This window comes from Bacillus sp. S10(2024), from assembly GCF_050473865.1.
GTDB lineage: Bacteria > Bacillota > Bacilli > Bacillales > Bacillaceae_G > Bacillus_A.
The window spans coordinates 2,114,377-2,132,177 of sequence record NZ_JBFLUR010000002.1 but is presented as its reverse complement, the minus strand read 5'-3'; the positions used below and the strand labels follow the sequence as shown (position 1 = coordinate 2,132,177).

Genomic DNA, 17,801 nt, shown 5'->3' with positions numbered 1-17,801 from the left:
CAAAATAAAAAAAGGCAACTGCAATATTCGCAGTTGCTTCTATTTCTTTCCGTTAGAGAGGGTTAAGAAAGAACTATGCTCATTTATAGTATATGTATGTCTTCCGGACAAGCTTGTATCTTTTCATCAATTTTTTAAAAATAGTCATTGACTTTGATAATCATTATCGATTAATCTAGTGGTGTTGTAATTGATAATAATTCTCAAAAGTGTTCACTAGTTGTAAAAGAGTGCTAAAAATATAGAGAATGAGATACATAGTAAAGGGAGAGAGTCTAATGAGTAAGTTAGTAATGATTTTTGCAAGTATGAGTGGAAATACAGAGGAGATGGCAGATCATATTGCCAGGGCGATTCGTAAGACAGGAAAAGAAATTGAAGTAATCGATATTATGTCGTCACCGAAAGCGTTTATTCTAGAAGAGTATGATGGAATTGTACTAGGTGCATACACATGGGGAGACGGCGATTTACCGGATGATTTCTTAGATTTCTATGATGAAATGGATAAAGTGGATTTAACAGGGAAAATAGCAGCAGTGTTTGGTTCGTGTGATTCTGCATATCCGAAATACGGGGCAGCTGTTGACATTCTAATTGAAAAATTACAAGAATGCGGAGCTAAAGTCGTACTCGAAGGGTTAAAAGTGGAATTAACGCCCGAAGATGAAGATGTTGAAGCGTGCCTATGTTTTGGCACGGAGTTTGTACATCATCTTTCTTAATGGTGAGCGTGAGATGAGGAGCATAAGCAGGAAAAAAGGTGCAAAGAAGCACCTTTTTATTTGTTTAAAATATGTAATAATCGTCGTTTATTTCTTTCAATTATTTTTTCGTTATTTGTCTCGAAACCGTATACGAGATCATGGAGTATAGGGCTGTATTGATAAAAGGAGACAATCCGCTCGAAAAAGGTTTTATCCTTGCTCTTCGTTAAAGAAATATAGTTGTTGTAAACTTCTAAAGTAAAATCATGCCCATAGTCAGCGTATAATCCAGCAAAATCAAATGCGGGATCGCCAATTTGTGCGTCTCCTATATCAATGATGCCAGCGATTTTCTTTGTATGAGGATGAAATAAAATATGATTATGTGTTAAGTCGGCATGTATAACGGTTTGTAAGGGAGTAATTGTATATAGTTGTTCTAAAAATGTTTGAAACAGTGTATTCAATCGATTAGTTTCTTCTATTGTAAATGTGGTAAACAGATAATCTTTTAGTTTTACATATAATAAATTCCAATATTTAGCATTTTGTTCAACTTGAAATCCCCATTCTTTTGCAAGTGTTATAGGGACTGTATGCAAAGCAGCAAGAAATGATGCTAGTTGTGTAGTGATATGCGATTTTTCATTGACTGAGAGATTATGTAAGTAAGATGATTTGAATGGTTCACCGTGAATCATTTTATAGTAACTACAAACAGGAATAGAATCCACTTCGTTTTCATATAAAATCTGATAGTTCGGTACTTCTATCTGTTCTGCTTGCAGTTTAGAAAATAATGCTTTGTACAATTGCTTTTCACGAGGAATTTTTTTCGCATATTCAATTTTTCTAGGAAATCGAAATAACCATTCATCATTTACGATAATCGCAACATTATCCCAACCGCTTTCATCTTTATGATAGGAATGGATAGGGAAATGGGGGAGCGTTTTTTGAATGTAGTGTGTATAGTCTACCATTTGTTTCGCCTCTTTCGTTTATTGATGAAACAAAAGAAAATCCCTAAATTAGGGACTTCTTTTGTTTTTCTATATAAATCCATTTTAATTATTCTACATAACAGTTTCTGCTATGTAGAATACAATATGACCGCTACTTGCTTTCTTTTTTTGTTCTAAATCCGCATATGGCAGGAAAAGACGTTAACCGCTTCTGTGCACGGCCAGATGCTCTCGTCCCCCAAAAAAAGAAAGGGGTTTTATTATAGAGATATTGCTTTATAAATTCTCGTTTTGTTGCCCAATCTCCTTTTTAGCCAAAACAAGATTTGCATTTTCGATAGCTCGGTGTTTGTCCAAAGAGTCTCCAGCGTAACCCTTTTGCGTTTTTACAACTCGTTTGCTTGTACTTGCTCGGTTGTTCTCCATATTAATCCTCCTGTCTTTTATCTAAAATATACGAAGGTAATTAGCAATAATAATACAGCTGCAAATACGACAATCCCTACTAAAAACGTCATATTCGAAAAATGAGAGGGGGGATGTACATCTTGGCGATAACTAGGTGAAATTTCCGGTGCAAACTCTTCTTGATAAGATTGTTGCTCTTCTGTTTCGTCCATTGTTGCAACTCCTTTCACTGTATGGATAGGTTACGCGCTATAAGGAAGAAATATACACTCAGTATGGTAAGGCTTGAATGAAAAGTATAAACAAAAATATTGGAAAAGAGATTGTAGAGAAGGGGGGAACAGGGAATGCACATCTAAATATCTCATTATAACGGGTTCTTAATATAGATTACAAATGAAGAAAAATGTTCTTAAAAAAGAACATTTTTCTTCAAAAAAAAGCATTATGTAACTATATATTCATATGAAACAGTAATTGCTTTATATGTTATTGCTTATTTGTTTGTGATAGTTACAGTTGTATTGACAGGAACGCGATCAAATAACCAATGCACATCTTCATTATACATGCGAATACAACCAAGTGTAGTCCATTTTCCAATCGCATTTACGTTATTGGTTCCATGGATTGCATATGTTGTTCCTTTCGTTCCATTTATATCAAGACCGAGCCAACGATCTCCTAATGGGTTACGTGGATCACCGCCAGGAATGTGTCTTTTGTAATATGGACGATTCTTAATTTTGTTAACAATCTTGTATGTTCCTAATGGTGTTTTTGTACTGCTTTTGCCAGTAGCAACTGTAAACTCTTTAATAAGTTTACCCTTTTCATAATATGCCATCTTATTAGTCGCAACATTGACAGTTATCAAATGATCTGGCTGATTTGTCTCTGCGTTGACTGCTTTGATAGGAAGCATAGAAGAAAAGCATAGTAGTAGTGCGATCATAAATTTCCTCATATTCAATTAATCTCCTTTATAGAAATATCAAAATCTATTATAGCTCTCTTTTATAAGGAATCCTATTCTTTTTTTAAATATTATAGATAATAATTGATATATTAAAAAAATAAATGGATACAAAAAATAGAGGGCTGTCCCTTTTGTATCTTTCAGATATTAAAAAAGCCGCTATTTAGCGGCTTTTTACTACAATATATTTTTTCTGTACTTGCAAAAGACGAGCAAGTAAAAAGATTGCTCCAAAAGCCAGTCCTAAAATAAGTCCAATCCAATATCCTTTTGCGGCTAAAGGTGTATAGGTTGCAAGGATATAACCGAGCGGCAGGCCTATGACCCAATAGGCGATGAGCGTCATAATAAGAGCGACATTTACATCTTTATAACCGCGAAGTGCCCCTTGTACTGGTGTAGCAACTGCATCAGAAAATTGGAACAAAATCGCAAATACTAGAAATTGTTTCGTTAAGTCGTGTACAACAGGATCATTTGTATAAATAGAAGCAATATTTTCATCAAATACAAATAGTAAGAGCGAATAAACAAACGCAAAAGCGAGTGCCAAGCCAATCCCTATAAAGCTATAGTGCTTAGCATCTTTATACCTGGATGCACCGACTTCGAATCCAACAGAAATTGTCATTGCCATAGATAAGCTGAGTGGTGTCATATATAAAAGAGACGCGAAGTTTATTGCAGACTGGTGAGCAGCGATGGTTGTTGTATTATAATTACTCATTAATAACGTAACAGCAGCAAAAATGCTTGTTTCAAAAAAGATTGCAAATCCAATAGGTATCCCGAGTTTTAATAATTCCTTCCAGCTAGATAGAGAGGGATGATATAGACATCGAAAGATACCATATGAGAAGAACGGTTCTTTTGTACGAATAATGATAATTGTGATTAGTAAAATACACCAGTATGTGGTTGTTGAGGCAATCGCAGCGCCGACTCCTCCGAGTTTAGGGAAACCGAAATGACCAAAAATGAGTACATAGTTCAACACAATATTAATCGGTAAAGATAGTAAAGTAATAATCATTGTAGTTCGTGTTTTTCCTAAGGCATCAATAAAACCGCGGAGAACTGTATAAACAAACAGTGGAATGATACCAAATGCGATAATGCTTAAAAATTGACTAGCAATTTGAGCTACTTGGTGTTCTAAATGCATGGCATGTAAAATAGGTGAAACTGCAAAAAAACCAATTAGTATAACGATAAGGCTAACAAAAATTGCTAAATATACAGCTTGTGTCACGACATGAGCGACTTTTTCTTTTTGTTTGGAACCAATAAGCTGAGCAACAATCGGAGTGGTTGCCATTAAAATACCTGTTAATCCTGTACTAATAGGAATCCATATACTTGTTCCAATTGCAACGCCAGCTAAATCCGTAGCACTTGCATGGCCTGACATCGTAGTATCGAAAAAGCTCATGGAAAATAATGATATTTGTGTAACAAATATAGGAAAAAATAATAAGACAAATTGTTTTATTTTTTGTGAAATCGATGAAGATTCTTTCATATTTACTCCTTTCTAATATACAAACAAACCGCTTTAATCATACTATTGAATAAGGATTTAGAAAAGTAATACGTATCCATGTATTTAGAATGAATTTGAAAAAAACGATGCGTGTTTTGTAAAGATGAGGTATTATGATAAAGTATGAATAAAGCATTAGAAGGTATTAAGGAGGCACGGGTGTGGCTGATTGGTTAATTGGATTAATCATGGGTGCTGTTGAAGGATTGACGGAGTTTTTACCTGTATCATCAACAGGACATATGATTTTAACAGGGCATTTAATTGGGTTTGAAGGAGATAAGGCAAAAACATTTGAAGTTGTTGTGCAATTAGGGTCCATTTTAGCGGTTGTTGTTGTATTTTGGAAACGATTATGGTCATTAGTTGGAATTGGACGAGTAAAGCAAGGGCCATCTTTAAACTTATTACATATTATTATTGGAATGATTCCAGCTGGTTTACTTGGTTTTTTATTTCATAGCAAAATCAAGGAGATTTTATTCGGGACAGGCCCGGTTGTTATTAGTTTAGTTGCTGGTGGTATTTTAATGATTATTGCTGAGAAGTTTTCAAAACCAAGCACAGCAAAAACATTGGACGAGATTACCTATAAACAAGCATTCACAATTGGAATGTTTCAATGTTTAGCACTATGGCCAGGATTTTCACGTTCTGGATCTACGATTAGTGGTGGGTTATTAGCTCGTGTATCTCATACGGCGGCTGCTGAATATACATTTATTCTTGCTGTACCAATGATGGTTGCAGCAACAGGTCTTGATTTAATTAAGAGTTGGAGTGAACTAAGTGTAGCAGATCTTCCATTATTTGCGAGCGGATTTATTACTGCATTTGTCGTTGCAATGTTAGCAATTGTTTCATTCTTAAAATTATTATCTCGTGTGAAGTTAACACCATTTGCATATTACCGTTTCATTCTTGCTGCGGTGTTTTATTTCTTTGTTTTATAATGAAAAAACTGCCATTTGGCAGTTTTTTATTTTGTTATTCTATCTATTATATGTTCCATTACGTGTTCCCAAATTGCTGTGTCAGAAGCTAATGTTTTACGGAATTCTGCATACATATTTTGCTGTTTTTCTTCGAATCCTGGATCTTCCTTATTAGGAAGTGTTGCACGCATAGATGTAACCAACTCTTGTACTTTTGGTGCCCGAGGTCCCCATACTGCTTTTTCATTCCCATCTTGATCGATAAAAATAAAAATTGGAATTGCACGTGCTGTACCATTTGTTAAATATTGATCCATCAACTCTAAATGATCATCGCGAATAAGTAAGCGCATTTCAATGCCAGCAACTTCGCAAATGCGTTTCATAATCGGTACGCAAAGAAGGGCATCACCGCACCAATCTGCGGTTAAAACGATAACCTTTAAGTTGTCATTTTGGCGTGTTTCTAAAATTGGAAGAAGTTCATTTGGTATTAAGAAGTTATTGTAAACGTGTAGTAATTCGTATTGGTTTACTGTCATATTATTTACATATGTATCAAAGGACATGCCTTTTTCAAACCATTGCTGTAATGTCATATATGACACTCCTTTCTATATTTTCTCATATTGTATCAAGTTTTTTTGCGGAAAGCTTGTAATATTACTTATTTTTCTTATCGGTAATCCATAGTTTATCAATTGTGAAAAAGGTTAGGACAATTAACAATTCTCCTATATTAGAAATGGTAACCCCATCAATCCATTCATCTGTAATATGAATTGTAATCCAATCAAAGGAAATTTGTAAAATAGCAAGAAGGAGAAATGAGAGCCATTTGGGCATTTGGTTTAATGGGGCGTTAAAAAATATTTTACACAAACCAATTCCAAAACTACTAAATATGTCTAAAGCAAGGCTTAATATAAAAAAGAGAAGAAGAGCTGTTCGAGATGTATATTCGACCCCAGTAAGATGAAATACACCAACAGAAACAAAAAATATAAAAGCCAATACGAGAAAAATGAGTAGCGAAATACTACTAATTATAAGTGTTTTTTCTTTTATATTTAAATCTGAAAACGCCTCGTCTTGTTCCTTCATATAAACCCCCTCACTTATTTTGGGAAAAAATAACTTTTTGTTTATTGTAACATTTTTTAGGGAAATGAAGTATAGGTAGTGAAACTATAATCGGTGGGGACATCCTTCAATGTCGAAACTTTACATTAAGGGTACACTGTTTCATTATGTGGAATAAAATGAAAACAGGGTGCTTAAAGGCACCCTGTTTTCGCGCTGATCAAGTGTGCAGCATTTGATAAAAGCAACTTTTATCATCTATTTCCATACAAGAAAGAAAAGATACATGAATTTCCAAATAAAATGGATGACAAAATGAAAAAAGTACGTTAATATAGTTCATAATATTTTTATTTAACTATATTAAGTACATAGGGGTGCTGTATATAATGGTTAACAATCGCGAGTTGCTCATCGAGAATTTGTCGACAAATTTTTTTGCTATGTTTCGTACAATCCGTAATGATATGAACAAAATTTTTGAGGATTATATTCCGTGGAATGAATTTCTCGTGTTACGTATTTTAAATCGAAACCAAAAGGAAATGGTTTCTCGTGTTGCGAATGAATTGAATGTATCGAATAGTCATATTACGGCTGTTGCAGAAAAATTAATAAAAAAAGGACTCGTAACGCGTTCGCGTAGTACATCAGATCGCCGCGTTGTGTATTTGGAGATTATTGATAAAGGGAAAGAGTTAGTAGTTGAGATGGAAAAACAGAACAAGTTGTATTTGAAAGAACGATTTTCTACTTTATCTGAAGAAGAAATGACAGTTATGATCGCTATATCACAAAAATTAATTTAATATTAATAAATTTTTGTATTTGCATTAGGAAACCATTTTGTTATGTTAAAGCCTTCGCGATTAAGCGAAGGTTTTTTATGTGTATTTTGAATGGAACGAAGCATACTAACAATATATGATAAAGAAGGGAAGGAAGCTGTATGACGAATCGTAATGGTAGTAAAGGGAGCGGGAATCAAGGAGCACCTAAAGCAGGTCAATACCAACAGGAATTTGGTACAGAGTTTATTGCTGGTGATGATAACAAAGGAAAAGAATATCGTTCGAAAAAAGGAAGCAAATCAAGGAAGGAGTGAAGTGTATTCACTTCTTCTTTTCTATATAAATTCAAATTTTAAAATCGACATAAAAACTCTTTTCTTGTTGGGGAGGAAAAGAGCGTCTGGCCGTGCATAGAAACGGTCAGGGCCTTTTTCTACCACATGCAAGGTTTAAAACAAAAGGAGAAAGAAAGTAGAGGTTATGTTGTCATAGCAGCGACTTATATATTGAAATTTAAAATCGATTTATATATCAGGAGGGAATAAAAGTAGTGAAATAAAAAAAGCCATCTTTGCATTGCAAGATGGCCTAGGAAGGGGGACAATTTATGTCATTTTAAGTTAGGGACAGAAAGCTGTTTGAGACATTGGGGATGTCTCATTATTAGGGAGGAACAGCTTCGATAGTTATACTATAAAAGACTGATGTGAATTCAATGTGAACTTGGAGTGAAGGAATTAGGAATTTTCTATTTTCTATTTTTTATAGGGGAATAAAAGTTGAAATTCATATGAAAAAAGATTATGCTCAACTATGTTACATATTTTGGATGATGGATTAAGGGAGTTAGTGCTATGAAAATAATAGAAAAACGAGACTTAAACGATCGTTTTATACGATTAAGTCCACCGCAAATTTTAGCAATTGGCTTTTTTGCTTTGATTATCGTTGGAGGGATATTGTTGAAATTACCAATTTCAACAAAAACGTCTATTAGCTGGGTAGATGCTTTTTTTACAGCGACGTCAGCTGCGACTGTAACTGGCTTAGGTGTAGTGGATGTGAATAGTACATTTACAATATTTGGACAAGTTATCATTATGTTTCTAATACAAACTGGTGGTTTAGGTTTAATGACAATAGCTATTTTAATAGTTTGGGTGTTAGGGAAAAAGATAGGGCTGCGCCATCGTCTTCTTATTGGAGAAGCGTTAAACCAAACAAACATTGGCGGGCTTGTAAAATTAGTAAAACGGGTATTTTTCTTCTCTATTTGTATTGAATTAGTGGGTGTTGTATTTTTATCTATTCGCTTTGTTCCTGAATTTGGACTCGGAAAAGGACTATATTACAGCTTGTTCCATGTCGTGGCTGCTTATAATAATGCCGGCTTTGCATTATGGCCAGATAATTTAACGAGATATGTTGGCGATCCTATTGTAAATATTGGTATTTGTACGTTAATTGTAACAGGTGGTTTAGGTTTTACCGTGCTCATTGATATATGGTATAGCCGCAGTTTTCGAAAACTAGTATTGCATTCAAAAATCATGATTATTGGTACGGTTGTGTTAATTGTGGCTGCAATGCTTATTATATTTTTATTAGAATATAATAACGCAAAAACATTAGGTTCTTTATCATTAAGTGAGAAGTTGTGGGCATCGTTCTTCCAAGCAATTACACCGCGTACAGCTGGATTTAATACAATTGATTACGGAAGTATGGGAGAGTCAACACTGTTCTTTACGATGGTACTTATGTTTATTGGAGCGGGAAGTGTTTCGACTGGAGGCGGTATTAAGCTCACCACTTTTGTTATTTTAATTACATCTGTGCTTTCATTTTTTAAGAAAAGAGAAGACTTGGTTTTATTTCGTCGCACGATAAAAATGTCAACAGTGACGAGAGCATTGGCGATTGTAATTGCCAGTCAATTTTTAATTTTTGTGGCAGTATTTATACTAATGCTTACTGAAAATTTTAGTTTTATGGAAGTCTTATTTGAAACGATTTCAGCATTTGGAACAGTTGGATTAACAATGGGGATTACAGCTAAATTATCAGCTTTTGGAAAATGCGTGATTATGTTTGTTATGTTTTGCGGATTAATTGGACCGCTAACACTTGTATTTTCACTTGCTCGGCCAGCAAAACAAAAAATTCGCTATCCATCTGAGGATGTATTTACAGGATAAGATATCTTGCAAGAAGCAAGATATCTTTTATTATGCTACATGATGGAAGCTTTGCGTTATCTCGCTATTTGCGGGCAGTAATACTCCCACCTTAAAATTTAGTAGAGTGTTCGGTGGGAGATAAACTGCTGACATGCGCCCGAGTGGTGAAGGCTGATTAATGTTTCACTTTATCGTGTTTAAAAAAGAGAAAAGAATAAACCGATAAGAGCCGCCCGAAATATTAATGCGACAATTGCTGCTAAGCCGCCAACGACTGCAGCAATTCCACCTGTAACAGTAGCTCCGCGGTTATAAGCATAGATACCTAGTAGGACAGCAAGAAGTCCAAAGAGCGTTGGGAAAGTGAATAAAGATAAGACGGCAAGAGCGAGTGCGATAAATCCAGATGTTGCTCCTCCGGCTTTTGTCGTTACTTCTTCCCTGTTTTTGTAAGGCACACCGTTCGGTGCAATTTCAGCTGCATATTCTTCTTCGAAATGATCTTCGTTTTCTCTATAATGTTCTTCATGTTTATCAGTCAATGTGATATCTCCTTTCATAAAGAGCTTCATGTCTAGTATGAGCTACTTCTATTTTTTTATCCCGCTATTTGCGGACGGTAATACTCCCGCCTCAAAGTTCGGCGAAAGCATTGTCCAGTTCCAGTGGCTAGAATGTTCGGTGGCTTCGCTTCTTCGTACGAGGTAAAAAGCACCTCTACGTCAGAAACTCCATCCCCCTCACATTCTGTGCGAGCCACTTCCACATTTCTTTTATTTGTTGTCCAGTTCCAGTGGCTAGAATGTTCGGTGGGAGATAAACTGCTGGCATGCGCCCGATTGGTGAGGGCTGATTAAAGTTTCATTTTATCCTATTGTTCGCAAATAGTAAGCTATGCTTTTAGTTCAAGTAACTTTTAGGGAAGAATGTTCTACAAGGAAGATCTACTTTCAAAATTATTAAGTTGTAAAAAATGGTATGTCTTTATCGTTTTTGGAAACGATAAAAAGGAATTGATAGGAAAAAGAGGTGGTTTCTATGACGCAACATCCAATTGAAAACTTAATGAAAACAGCAATGACAAATTTAAAAGAAATGGTGGATGTTAATACGATTGTCGGAAAGCCAGTATCAACAGCAGATGGCAGTATTATTTTAACCGTTTCAAAAGTTGCCTTTGGTTTTGGCGCAGGTGGCAGTGATTTTAATGTAAATAGACAAAAAACAGAGGCACAGAGCCTACATCCATTTGGAGGTGGAAGTGGTGCTGGGGTTTCCATTAATCCTGTTGCATTTTTAGTAGTTGGGGCAAAAGGGATTCAAGTATTGCACTTACATAGTGGTACACACCTTGTAGAAAAAGCATTGGAAACAGTGCCTAATGCAGTGCAAAGATTGGTAAATAAGCCTTAATAGGATACTTGTATTTTAAGGAAATTATGATATAGTAGATGAAGTGTGCTTAAAAACGATACGAATATAAGGTAAATGAAAACATATAGAGAATGATGATTTATGAAAGAACAAGGGAGAGGTATAAATGATTAACATCAAGAATTTTGTTGTCGGTTTATGTATGTTAGTGAGCGGATTCATTGTGTACGTACTAAAGGAAAAAGCGCAGTTTTAGCAAACAGGCTCATTTGTTGGCCTGTTTTTATTTTTGAAAAAATGTTGACATTGTTGTATGGAAGAGGTATGATGTATTTTCGTGTCTCGGTTACAGCTAGTATATATTGGTTATTCTTTACTTATATAAATCACTGACTTGCTAAAGATCGGGCGATAATGCCAACAACTTTAGTGAGCACGTATAGGAGAGATTGTATTTGTAAACTGTATACACATACTAGTGTATCAGGAGCGGTCGTTGGAGCCGTAATGATGAGAGAGAGGTAGGGCTTTCATCCAGTATATGTTACTTTCCCGTTAGTTAAATATAGAAAAGAAGGCTACTTTTTTATAAATGGTAGCCTTCTTTTAATGTATTTCCGAAAGAAGTCCCCATCTTCGAGAGTGTGATGGGATCGCAAAGTGAAGCTTCCTATAGGATTCCTTATTCATTAAAGTTTCACTTTATTGAATTCTACTTTCGACTTGTTGACAAATTTCATCGGTTGTTAATCCTCTTGCGTCAATAACAGATCCCTTTATCACAGCATTACTAATCCCCGCTACATTAGAATCTTGACCGCTTATAACGCAGCAGTCACATCCTTGTACATCACTTTCCGATTGTAATGAGACTACGTCATGTCCTTTTTGCTGCAGAGCTTGTTGTACGTTTGTTAAAGTATTTTCTACTCCAATTTTCGCCATGTTATTCACCTCCTGCCATCTAGTAATATGTTCCTTTTTCGGAAGAATATTCACTAATTAGCAGAAGAGTTCACACATGTGGCAGAAGAAGAAGTAAACTAGTCGTTATAAACTCCAGTTAACATGTCACATACAAAACGATCATTTTGTACATCTTGCATCGTATAATCATTTGATTGTACATCAACAGAAGCAATATACATCGGATGTTGTGTCGTTTTATTTTGCTCTGTATATGGGAGTAATTCTACATAATCCTCTAATTTACACAGGCCTTTTGTATTCATTAAGTCAAATAACTGAAGCATTTCCATTACTTCTTGTCTTGTTCCTTTAATTTGTAAACATGCCATATGATTTAGCCCCCTTAAATTTGTCAAAATGATTTTTGAAAATAGGATTATGAGTAACGAGGAAAAAATATGAGTGTTATCCTCAAATTTTATTTTTTATTTTTCCACCTCGCTTTATTTATCCTCTTTTTCCTAAAAACAGATAGGACGTCCGTTTATTGAATACAATACATTCGCATCTTTAGACATAAATCCTTCTCTTAGACGGAAAAATTTTTTGTTGCAAAATGTAGAAAAATATTTTTTGACATTTTGTAAACGGTAACAATGTTGATATAACAATATAAAATGGGTTGTTCTTATTTTTAAAAATTTAAAATTTTCAAAAATTTCTTTGATTTATTTGAAAAGGGGGCGTAAACTAGGAAACAATAAAAAATTCAAGGATATAGGGGGCGCTTTCAAGTGAACGAGCAATGGATTTTCTTAAATGGAGAATTTGTTCCAAAAGATGAAGCAAAAGTATCTGTTTATGATCATGGATATTTATATGGTGATGGGGTATTTGAAGGCATTCGTGTATATAGTGGGAATGTTTTTCGATTAAAAGAGCACCTCATTCGTTTGTATGAATCAGCAAAATCCATTTTATTAGAAATTCCATATACGTTGGAAGAAGTGACCAATATTGTTGTGGAAACGATAAGACGTAATCAGTTATCCAATGGATATATTCGTTTAGTTGTATCACGCGGGGCTGGAAATCTTGGTTTAGATCCTGATTCGTGTTTAAAGCCAAATGTTGTTGTGATTGCGGAACAACTAGCATTGTTTCCGGCTGAATATTATGAAAAGGGTATCCCGGTTGTGACAGTTGCAACAAGGCGGAATCGCCCAGATGTATTAACGCCACAAGTGAAATCATTGAATTACCTCAATAATATTTTAGTTAGAATTGAAGCTAAACTTGCTGGTGTACAGGAAGCGCTGATGTTAAATGAGCAAGGGTATGTTGCAGAAGGTTCAGGTGACAATGTATTTATTGTAAAAGGAAATAAATTAATTACACCGCCAAGTTCTGCGGGAGCACTGGAAGGAATTACGCGGAATGCGATTATGGAAATTGGTGAGAAGCTTGGCTATGAAGTAAGGGAAGAATTATTTACTCGTCATGATGTGTATGTAGCGGATGAAGTATTTTTAACAGGTACAGCAGCTGAAGTTATTGCGGTAACAAAGGTTGACGGAAGAGAAATCGGTGCTGGGAAACCAGGAACACATACAAATCGTTTATTGGAAGAATTCCGTAAGCTAGTAGTAGAAGATGGTGAAAAAATTTATGAAGAAAATAAAGTAAGTTGATAGGAGAGTAACCGATGCGAAGCAATATGATTAAACAAGGTATTGACCGGGCGCCGCATCGAAGTTTGCTTCATGCGGCAGGCGTTAAAGAAGAAGATTTTCATAAACCATTTATTGCAATTTGTAATTCATATATAGATATTGTTCCAGGACATATTCATTTAAGGGAACTTGCTGATGTAGCGAAAGCTGCCATACGTGCGGCAGGAGGTGTTCCTTTTGAATTTAATACAATCGGCGTTGATGATGGAATTGCAATGGGACATATTGGAATGCGCTATTCACTTCCAAGTCGAGAGATCATTGCAGATGCAGCAGAAACTGTTATTCAAGCTCATTGGTTTGACGGAGTTATGTTTATGCCAAATTGTGACAAAATTACACCAGGAATGTTAATGGCATCCGTTCGGACGAATGTTCCTTCTGTTTTTGTCTCAGGGGGACCGATGGAAGCTGGAAAAGCAAAAGATGGTACACCTCTTTCTTTAGCATCTGTATTTGAGGGGGTTGGCGCTCATAAATCAGGGAAGTTAAGTTTAGAGCAGCTGATTGATATGGAAAAATCAGCATGTCCAACGTGTGGTTCTTGTTCAGGGATGTTTACAGCCAATTCTATGAATACCATTATGGAAATGCTCGGCGTTGCACTTCCGGGAAATGGAACAATCGTTGCAACAAGCGAAGCACGTCATAACTTAATTCGTCAAGCTGCGATTCATTTAATGGATTTAATTAAGCGTGATATAAAGCCGCGTGACATTATTACGAAAGAAGCAATTGACGATGCCTTTGCATTAGATATGGCGATGGGTGGATCGACAAATACCGTTTTACATATGTTAGCTATAGCGAATGAGGCTGGTATTGATTATGACTTGCAGCGTATTAATGATATTGCAAAGTGTGTTCCATACTTAGCGAAAATTAGCCCAGCATCTCATTATTCTATGCATGATGTACATGAAGCGGGCGGGGTGGCAGCTATTATTAAGGAGCTTTCACAGATTCCAGGGGCAATTCATCCTGAGCGCATTACAATTTCAGGGAAAACTATCTATGAAACAGTAGAAGATGGGAAAATTTTAGATGAAAAAGTAATTCGTCCGAAAGAGCGGCCTTATCGTAAAACAGGTGGACTATCTATTCTCTTTGGTAATTTAGCACCTGATGGTTCGGTCCTAAAAGTTGGAGCGATTAATGAATCGGTTACTTCATTTGTTGGGGAAGCAATTTGCTTTGATTCTCATGATGAAGCAGTTGCTGCAATTCATAGTGGTATTGTGAAAGAAGGGCATGTTGTAGTCATCCGCCATGAAGGTCCAAAAGGAGGACCTGGTATGCCGGAAATGTTAGCTCCAACATCAGCAATCGTTGGAAGAGGACTAGGAACAAAGGTTGCATTAGTTACCGATGGGCGCTTCTCAGGGGCAACAAGAGGGATTGCAATTGGGCATGTATCGCCAGAAGCAGCTGAAGGAGGGCCGATTGCATATGTGAGAGATGGTGACTCAATCATTATTAATGTAAAAGATGGAAGTATTCATTGGGAAATTTCTAACGATGTATTAGAAGAGCGAAAAAAACAATTTATTTCTCCAGAGCCGAAAGTAAAAACGGGTTATTTAGCACGATATGCAAAGCTTGTGACTTCGGCAAACACTGGAGGAGTTATGAAAGTATAAAGTGAAACTTCCGTTCGCGGATGGATAAAGCGTTGAGAGGGAGGAGTAGTTGATTGTGAAGCCTCACAGAGAGTCGGTGGTTGGTGGAAACCGATGGTTCACGTTGATGAACATCGCCCTTGAGTGCCAAACTGAAGCACTTGTCTAGGTTTGGACGGTAGCTCCGTTATTAGCTTGATTCGATTAGAGTCACTGAGGCAAGAGTTTTTCTTGCAAAGAAGGGTGGTACCACGAAGTCTTTCGTCCCTTCAGCACATAGCTGAAGTGTGGGCGAAAGACTTTTTTATTTATATAGGTATTTCATAAAGGAGGTTTGTAGAAACGATGTCTTCAAAAACGGAAGAGAAGATGGCAACTGGTGCACAGCTATTGCTACATGCGCTCAGAAAGGAAAAGGTAGAAGTCATTTTTGGTTATCCAGGAGGAGCTGTTTTACCACTATATGATGCGCTTTACGATTGTGAAATTCCTCATATTTTGACGCGGCATGAGCAAGGGGCGATCCATGCAGCTGAAGGGTATGCAAGAATTACTGGAAAGCCTGGTGTTGTAATTGCTACAAGCGGACCGGGAGCGACAAATGTCATTACTGGCTTAGCGGATGCGATGATGGATTCTTTACCACTTGTCGTATTTACAGGTCAAGTTGCAACAATGCTTATAGGAAGTGACGCCTTTCAAGAAGCGGATGTTATCGGACTTACGATGCCAGTCACAAAGCATAATTATCAAGTGCGAAATGTTTCGGATTTACCAAGAATTATAAAAGAAGCATTTCATATTGCAGCAACGGGTAGACCGGGTCCGGTCGTCATTGATCTTCCAAAAAATATGGTTGTAGAAACGGGAGAGCGATGTAGTGATGCCTTGATGGATTTACCTGGATACCAACCAAACTATCACCCAAATCAATTGCAGATAACAAAGCTGTTACAAGCAATTGAAACGGCAAAGAAACCACTTATTTTAGCAGGTGCAGGTGTACTCCATGCCAAAGCGGCAAATGAATTAACCGCATTTGCTCGTATGTATCAACTTCCGGTCGTTCATACATTGCTTGGTCTTGGAGGATTTCCAGCGGAGGATACATTATTTTTAGGAATGGGTGGTATGCACGGTTCATACGCAGCGAATATGGCGTTGTATGAATGTGACTTGTTAATAAATATAGGGGCCCGTTTTGATGATCGTCTGACTGGAAATTTAACACACTTTGCAAAGGAAGCAACGGTAGCGCATATTGATATTGATCCTGCAGAAATTGGAAAGAACGTTGTGACAGAAATTCCAATTGTCGCAAGTGCTAAGCATGCTTTAGAAGCGTTACTAGCGTGTAAAGGGGAGAAACAAAATCATAAAGAATGGCTACAGCTTCTGCAAAAAAGAAAGAATCGCTATCCGTTTTGTTATGAAGACGATTCACAAAAGTTAAAACCGCAAGCTGCAATCCAAATGCTGTATGAAGTTACAAATGGAAATGCAATTATAACAACGGATGTCGGACAGCATCAAATGTGGGCTGCACAATATTATAAATTACAACAACCTGATAAGTGGATCACGTCAGGAGGGCTTGGAACAATGGGATTTGGTTTGCCAGCTGCGATTGGGGCACAAATTGCCGAACCAAATGAACTCGTTGTAGCAATTGTAGGTGATGCCGGCTTTCAAATGACATTACAAGAATTAAGTGTTTTAAAGGAACATAGCCTCCCTGTGAAAGTGCTTATTTTAAACAATGAAGCACTTGGGATGGTACGGCAATGGCAAGATGAGTTTTATAATCAGCGTTATTCGTATTCGGTAATTTCTTGTCAACCAGACTTCGTCATGTTAGCTCATGCCTATGGAATAAAAGGGATCCGTATTGAACAGCCGTTAACAGCAAAAGAACAATTAAAAGAGGCGATAAATTTACAAGAACCAGTGCTAATTGATTGCCGAGTTTTACAATCTGAAAAAGTTATGCCTATGGTTGCTCCAGGAAAAGGTGTTCATCAAATGGAGGGGGTGAAATAGTGAAACGGATTGTGACAGCGACAGTTCGAAATCAAAGTGGAGTTTTAAATCGAATTACAGGCGTGATGGCGAGAAGGCAATTTAATATTGAAAGTATTTCAGTAGGCCATACAGAATCATCCCATATTTCAAGAATGACATTTGTTGTTCATGTTGAAAATGTCCAGCAAGTCGAACAGCTTATTAAACAGCTTCATAAACAAATTGATGTATTAAAAGTATCTGATATTACAGAAGAAGCAATGCTTGCAAGAGAGCTTGCACTTATTAAAGTGTCTACATCAATTGCTTCTAGACCCGAATTGTATAGCTTAATTGAGCCATTTCGCGCTGCTGTTATCGATGTTGGGAAGGATTCCATCGTCGTTCAAGTAACAGGAACGCAAGAAAAAGTAGAAGCGCTTATTGAATTGTTGCGTCCATACGGTTTAAAAGAAATTGCAAGAACAGGAGTAACAGCTTTTACAAGAAGTATGAAAAAGCAAGATAAACAACAAGTAATGTTAATTAACTAATTTTTAAAATATAGGAGGAG

The 17,801-nt window shown here is 36.4% G+C and carries 21 protein-coding genes and 1 other annotated feature; of the genes, 11 read left to right on the top strand and 10 right to left on the bottom strand.

Annotated elements, in window-relative coordinates:
* Positions 1 to 278: 278 nt before the first annotated feature.
* On the top strand, positions 279 to 725 hold the full coding sequence (locus AB1280_RS10970) for a flavodoxin (RefSeq protein ID WP_429755823.1): 447 nt from the start codon (positions 279 to 281) through the stop codon (positions 723 to 725).
* Between the two features lie 56 nt (positions 726 to 781).
* Here AB1280_RS10970 and AB1280_RS10965 read toward each other — a convergent pair whose 3' ends face one another.
* From AB1280_RS10965 to AB1280_RS10945, 5 genes are all read right to left on the bottom strand, one after another.
* Complete coding sequence (locus AB1280_RS10965; RefSeq protein ID WP_429755822.1) at positions 782 to 1,690, bottom strand: phosphotransferase family protein; 909 nt, start codon at positions 1,688 to 1,690, stop codon at positions 782 to 784.
* 258 nt (positions 1,691 to 1,948) lie between these two features.
* Positions 1,949 to 2,098 carry a hypothetical protein gene (locus tag AB1280_RS10960; protein ID WP_429755821.1) on the bottom strand — a complete coding sequence of 50 codons (150 nt, stop codon included), beginning with the start codon at positions 2,096 to 2,098 and terminating at the stop codon, positions 1,949 to 1,951.
* A 17-nt stretch (positions 2,099 to 2,115) separates the two neighbouring features.
* Positions 2,116 to 2,292 carry a 2-isopropylmalate synthase gene (locus AB1280_RS10955; RefSeq protein ID WP_335522162.1) on the bottom strand — a complete coding sequence of 59 codons (177 nt, stop codon included), beginning with the start codon at positions 2,290 to 2,292 and terminating at the stop codon, positions 2,116 to 2,118.
* Between the two features lie 284 nt (positions 2,293 to 2,576).
* The gene (locus AB1280_RS10950) at positions 2,577 to 3,047 is read right to left on the bottom strand and encodes a L,D-transpeptidase (protein WP_272189670.1); all 471 of its coding nucleotides are present in this window, start codon (positions 3,045 to 3,047) and stop codon (positions 2,577 to 2,579) included.
* Between the two features lie 175 nt (positions 3,048 to 3,222).
* Positions 3,223 to 4,581 (bottom strand): MATE family efflux transporter, encoded by a 1,359-nt coding sequence (locus AB1280_RS10945; protein WP_429755820.1) that lies wholly within the window; start codon positions 4,579 to 4,581, stop codon positions 3,223 to 3,225.
* Between the two features lie 182 nt (positions 4,582 to 4,763).
* On the opposite strand from AB1280_RS10945, the gene bacA reads away from it, so the two are divergent.
* On the top strand, positions 4,764 to 5,555 hold the full coding sequence (bacA, locus tag AB1280_RS10940; protein WP_272189666.1) for an undecaprenyl-diphosphate phosphatase: 792 nt from the start codon (positions 4,764 to 4,766) through the stop codon (positions 5,553 to 5,555).
* Between the two features lie 26 nt (positions 5,556 to 5,581).
* Here the strand turns inward: bacA and AB1280_RS10935 are convergent, their stop codons facing one another.
* Positions 5,582 to 6,136 carry a thioredoxin family protein gene (locus AB1280_RS10935; RefSeq protein ID WP_272189664.1) on the bottom strand — a complete coding sequence of 185 codons (555 nt, stop codon included), beginning with the start codon at positions 6,134 to 6,136 and terminating at the stop codon, positions 5,582 to 5,584.
* 64 nt (positions 6,137 to 6,200) lie between these two features.
* Positions 6,201 to 6,641, bottom strand: a complete 441-nt coding sequence (locus tag AB1280_RS10930) for a regulatory YrvL family protein (RefSeq protein ID WP_429755819.1) — start codon at positions 6,639 to 6,641, stop codon at positions 6,201 to 6,203.
* Positions 6,642 to 7,009: 368 nt separating this feature from the next.
* Between AB1280_RS10930 and AB1280_RS10925 the strand changes: the two genes are divergently transcribed.
* The 3 genes from AB1280_RS10925 (at position 7,010) to AB1280_RS10915 (ending at position 9,609) form a co-directional block, all read left to right on the top strand.
* Positions 7,010 to 7,429 carry a MarR family winged helix-turn-helix transcriptional regulator gene (locus AB1280_RS10925; RefSeq protein WP_272189662.1) on the top strand — a complete coding sequence of 140 codons (420 nt, stop codon included), beginning with the start codon at positions 7,010 to 7,012 and terminating at the stop codon, positions 7,427 to 7,429.
* A gap of 140 nt (positions 7,430 to 7,569) precedes the next feature.
* Entirely contained in the window at positions 7,570 to 7,725 is a 156-nt protein-coding gene (locus AB1280_RS10920) for an imidazoleglycerol-phosphate dehydratase (protein ID WP_242217100.1), read from the top strand.
* A gap of 540 nt (positions 7,726 to 8,265) precedes the next feature.
* Positions 8,266 to 9,609: a TrkH family potassium uptake protein gene (locus AB1280_RS10915; RefSeq protein ID WP_272189661.1), complete on the top strand. Its 1,344-nt coding sequence runs from the start codon at positions 8,266 to 8,268 to the stop codon at positions 9,607 to 9,609.
* Positions 9,610 to 9,788: 179 nt separating this feature from the next.
* On the opposite strand, the gene AB1280_RS10910 is transcribed toward AB1280_RS10915, so the two are convergent.
* Positions 9,789 to 10,151, bottom strand: coding sequence for an imidazole glycerol phosphate synthase (locus AB1280_RS10910; RefSeq protein WP_272189660.1), 363 nt, complete (start codon positions 10,149 to 10,151; stop codon positions 9,789 to 9,791).
* A gap of 478 nt (positions 10,152 to 10,629) precedes the next feature.
* Between AB1280_RS10910 and ytfJ the strand changes: the two genes are divergently transcribed.
* Positions 10,630 to 11,004 carry a GerW family sporulation protein gene (gene ytfJ / locus AB1280_RS10905; RefSeq protein ID WP_272189659.1) on the top strand — a complete coding sequence of 125 codons (375 nt, stop codon included), beginning with the start codon at positions 10,630 to 10,632 and terminating at the stop codon, positions 11,002 to 11,004.
* Between the two features lie 127 nt (positions 11,005 to 11,131).
* Positions 11,132 to 11,221, top strand: a complete 90-nt coding sequence (locus AB1280_RS10900) for a phosphoribosyl-ATP pyrophosphatase (protein ID WP_272189658.1) — start codon at positions 11,132 to 11,134, stop codon at positions 11,219 to 11,221.
* Positions 11,222 to 11,667: 446 nt separating this feature from the next.
* On the opposite strand, the gene AB1280_RS10895 is transcribed toward AB1280_RS10900, so the two are convergent.
* Both AB1280_RS10895 and AB1280_RS10890 read right to left on the bottom strand, forming a co-directional pair.
* Positions 11,668 to 11,910 carry a YkuS family protein gene (locus tag AB1280_RS10895; RefSeq protein ID WP_139207656.1) on the bottom strand — a complete coding sequence of 81 codons (243 nt, stop codon included), beginning with the start codon at positions 11,908 to 11,910 and terminating at the stop codon, positions 11,668 to 11,670.
* A gap of 98 nt (positions 11,911 to 12,008) precedes the next feature.
* Positions 12,009 to 12,263: a DUF3911 family protein gene (locus AB1280_RS10890; protein WP_272189657.1), complete on the bottom strand. Its 255-nt coding sequence runs from the start codon at positions 12,261 to 12,263 to the stop codon at positions 12,009 to 12,011.
* Positions 12,264 to 12,668: 405 nt separating this feature from the next.
* Between AB1280_RS10890 and ilvE the strand changes: the two genes are divergently transcribed.
* The 4 genes from ilvE (at position 12,669) to ilvN (ending at position 17,781) form a co-directional block, all read left to right on the top strand.
* A complete protein-coding gene (gene ilvE, locus AB1280_RS10885) occupies positions 12,669 to 13,565 on the top strand; it encodes a branched-chain-amino-acid transaminase (protein WP_272189656.1) in 897 nt (298 codons plus the stop codon).
* Positions 13,566 to 13,579: 14 nt separating this feature from the next.
* Positions 13,580 to 15,247, top strand: coding sequence for a dihydroxy-acid dehydratase (gene ilvD, locus AB1280_RS10880; protein ID WP_429755818.1), 1,668 nt, complete (start codon positions 13,580 to 13,582; stop codon positions 15,245 to 15,247).
* A 23-nt stretch (positions 15,248 to 15,270) separates the two neighbouring features.
* Positions 15,271 to 15,498: a binding site (T-box leader), on the top strand.
* A 73-nt stretch (positions 15,499 to 15,571) separates the two neighbouring features.
* Complete coding sequence (ilvB, locus tag AB1280_RS10875; RefSeq protein ID WP_272189654.1) at positions 15,572 to 17,266, top strand: acetolactate synthase large subunit; 1,695 nt, start codon at positions 15,572 to 15,574, stop codon at positions 17,264 to 17,266.
* Positions 17,266 to 17,781: an acetolactate synthase small subunit gene (gene ilvN, locus AB1280_RS10870; RefSeq protein ID WP_272189653.1), complete on the top strand. Its 516-nt coding sequence runs from the start codon at positions 17,266 to 17,268 to the stop codon at positions 17,779 to 17,781. Before ilvB ends, ilvN begins: the two co-directional genes overlap by 1 nt.
* Positions 17,782 to 17,801: the final 20 nt, after the last annotated feature.

Coding starts and splice junctions, on each gene's coding strand:
- AB1280_RS10945 (WP_429755820.1), bottom strand. CDS start 4,581: ATGAAAGAATCTTCATCGATTTCACAAAAAATAAAACAATTTGTCTTA.
- ytfJ (WP_272189659.1), top strand. CDS start 10,630: ATGACGCAACATCCAATTGAAAACTTAATGAAAACAGCAATGACAAAT.
- AB1280_RS10950 (WP_272189670.1), bottom strand. CDS start 3,047: ATGAGGAAATTTATGATCGCACTACTACTATGCTTTTCTTCTATGCTT.
- AB1280_RS10965 (WP_429755822.1), bottom strand. CDS start 1,690: ATGGTAGACTATACACACTACATTCAAAAAACGCTCCCCCATTTCCCT.
- AB1280_RS10900 (WP_272189658.1), top strand. CDS start 11,132: ATGATTAACATCAAGAATTTTGTTGTCGGTTTATGTATGTTAGTGAGC.
- AB1280_RS10955 (WP_335522162.1), bottom strand. CDS start 2,292: ATGGACGAAACAGAAGAGCAACAATCTTATCAAGAAGAGTTTGCACCG.
- AB1280_RS10935 (WP_272189664.1), bottom strand. CDS start 6,136: ATGACATTACAGCAATGGTTTGAAAAAGGCATGTCCTTTGATACATAT.
- AB1280_RS10960 (WP_429755821.1), bottom strand. CDS start 2,098: ATGGAGAACAACCGAGCAAGTACAAGCAAACGAGTTGTAAAAACGCAA.
- AB1280_RS10915 (WP_272189661.1), top strand. CDS start 8,266: ATGAAAATAATAGAAAAACGAGACTTAAACGATCGTTTTATACGATTA.
- ilvD (WP_429755818.1), top strand. CDS start 13,580: ATGCGAAGCAATATGATTAAACAAGGTATTGACCGGGCGCCGCATCGA.
- AB1280_RS10910 (WP_272189660.1), bottom strand. CDS start 10,151: ATGAAAGGAGATATCACATTGACTGATAAACATGAAGAACATTATAGA.
- ilvB (WP_272189654.1), top strand. CDS start 15,572: ATGTCTTCAAAAACGGAAGAGAAGATGGCAACTGGTGCACAGCTATTG.
- AB1280_RS10930 (WP_429755819.1), bottom strand. CDS start 6,641: ATGAAGGAACAAGACGAGGCGTTTTCAGATTTAAATATAAAAGAAAAA.
- AB1280_RS10970 (WP_429755823.1), top strand. CDS start 279: ATGAGTAAGTTAGTAATGATTTTTGCAAGTATGAGTGGAAATACAGAG.
- AB1280_RS10920 (WP_242217100.1), top strand. CDS start 7,570: ATGACGAATCGTAATGGTAGTAAAGGGAGCGGGAATCAAGGAGCACCT.
- AB1280_RS10890 (WP_272189657.1), bottom strand. CDS start 12,263: ATGGCATGTTTACAAATTAAAGGAACAAGACAAGAAGTAATGGAAATG.
- AB1280_RS10895 (WP_139207656.1), bottom strand. CDS start 11,910: ATGGCGAAAATTGGAGTAGAAAATACTTTAACAAACGTACAACAAGCT.
- AB1280_RS10925 (WP_272189662.1), top strand. CDS start 7,010: ATGGTTAACAATCGCGAGTTGCTCATCGAGAATTTGTCGACAAATTTT.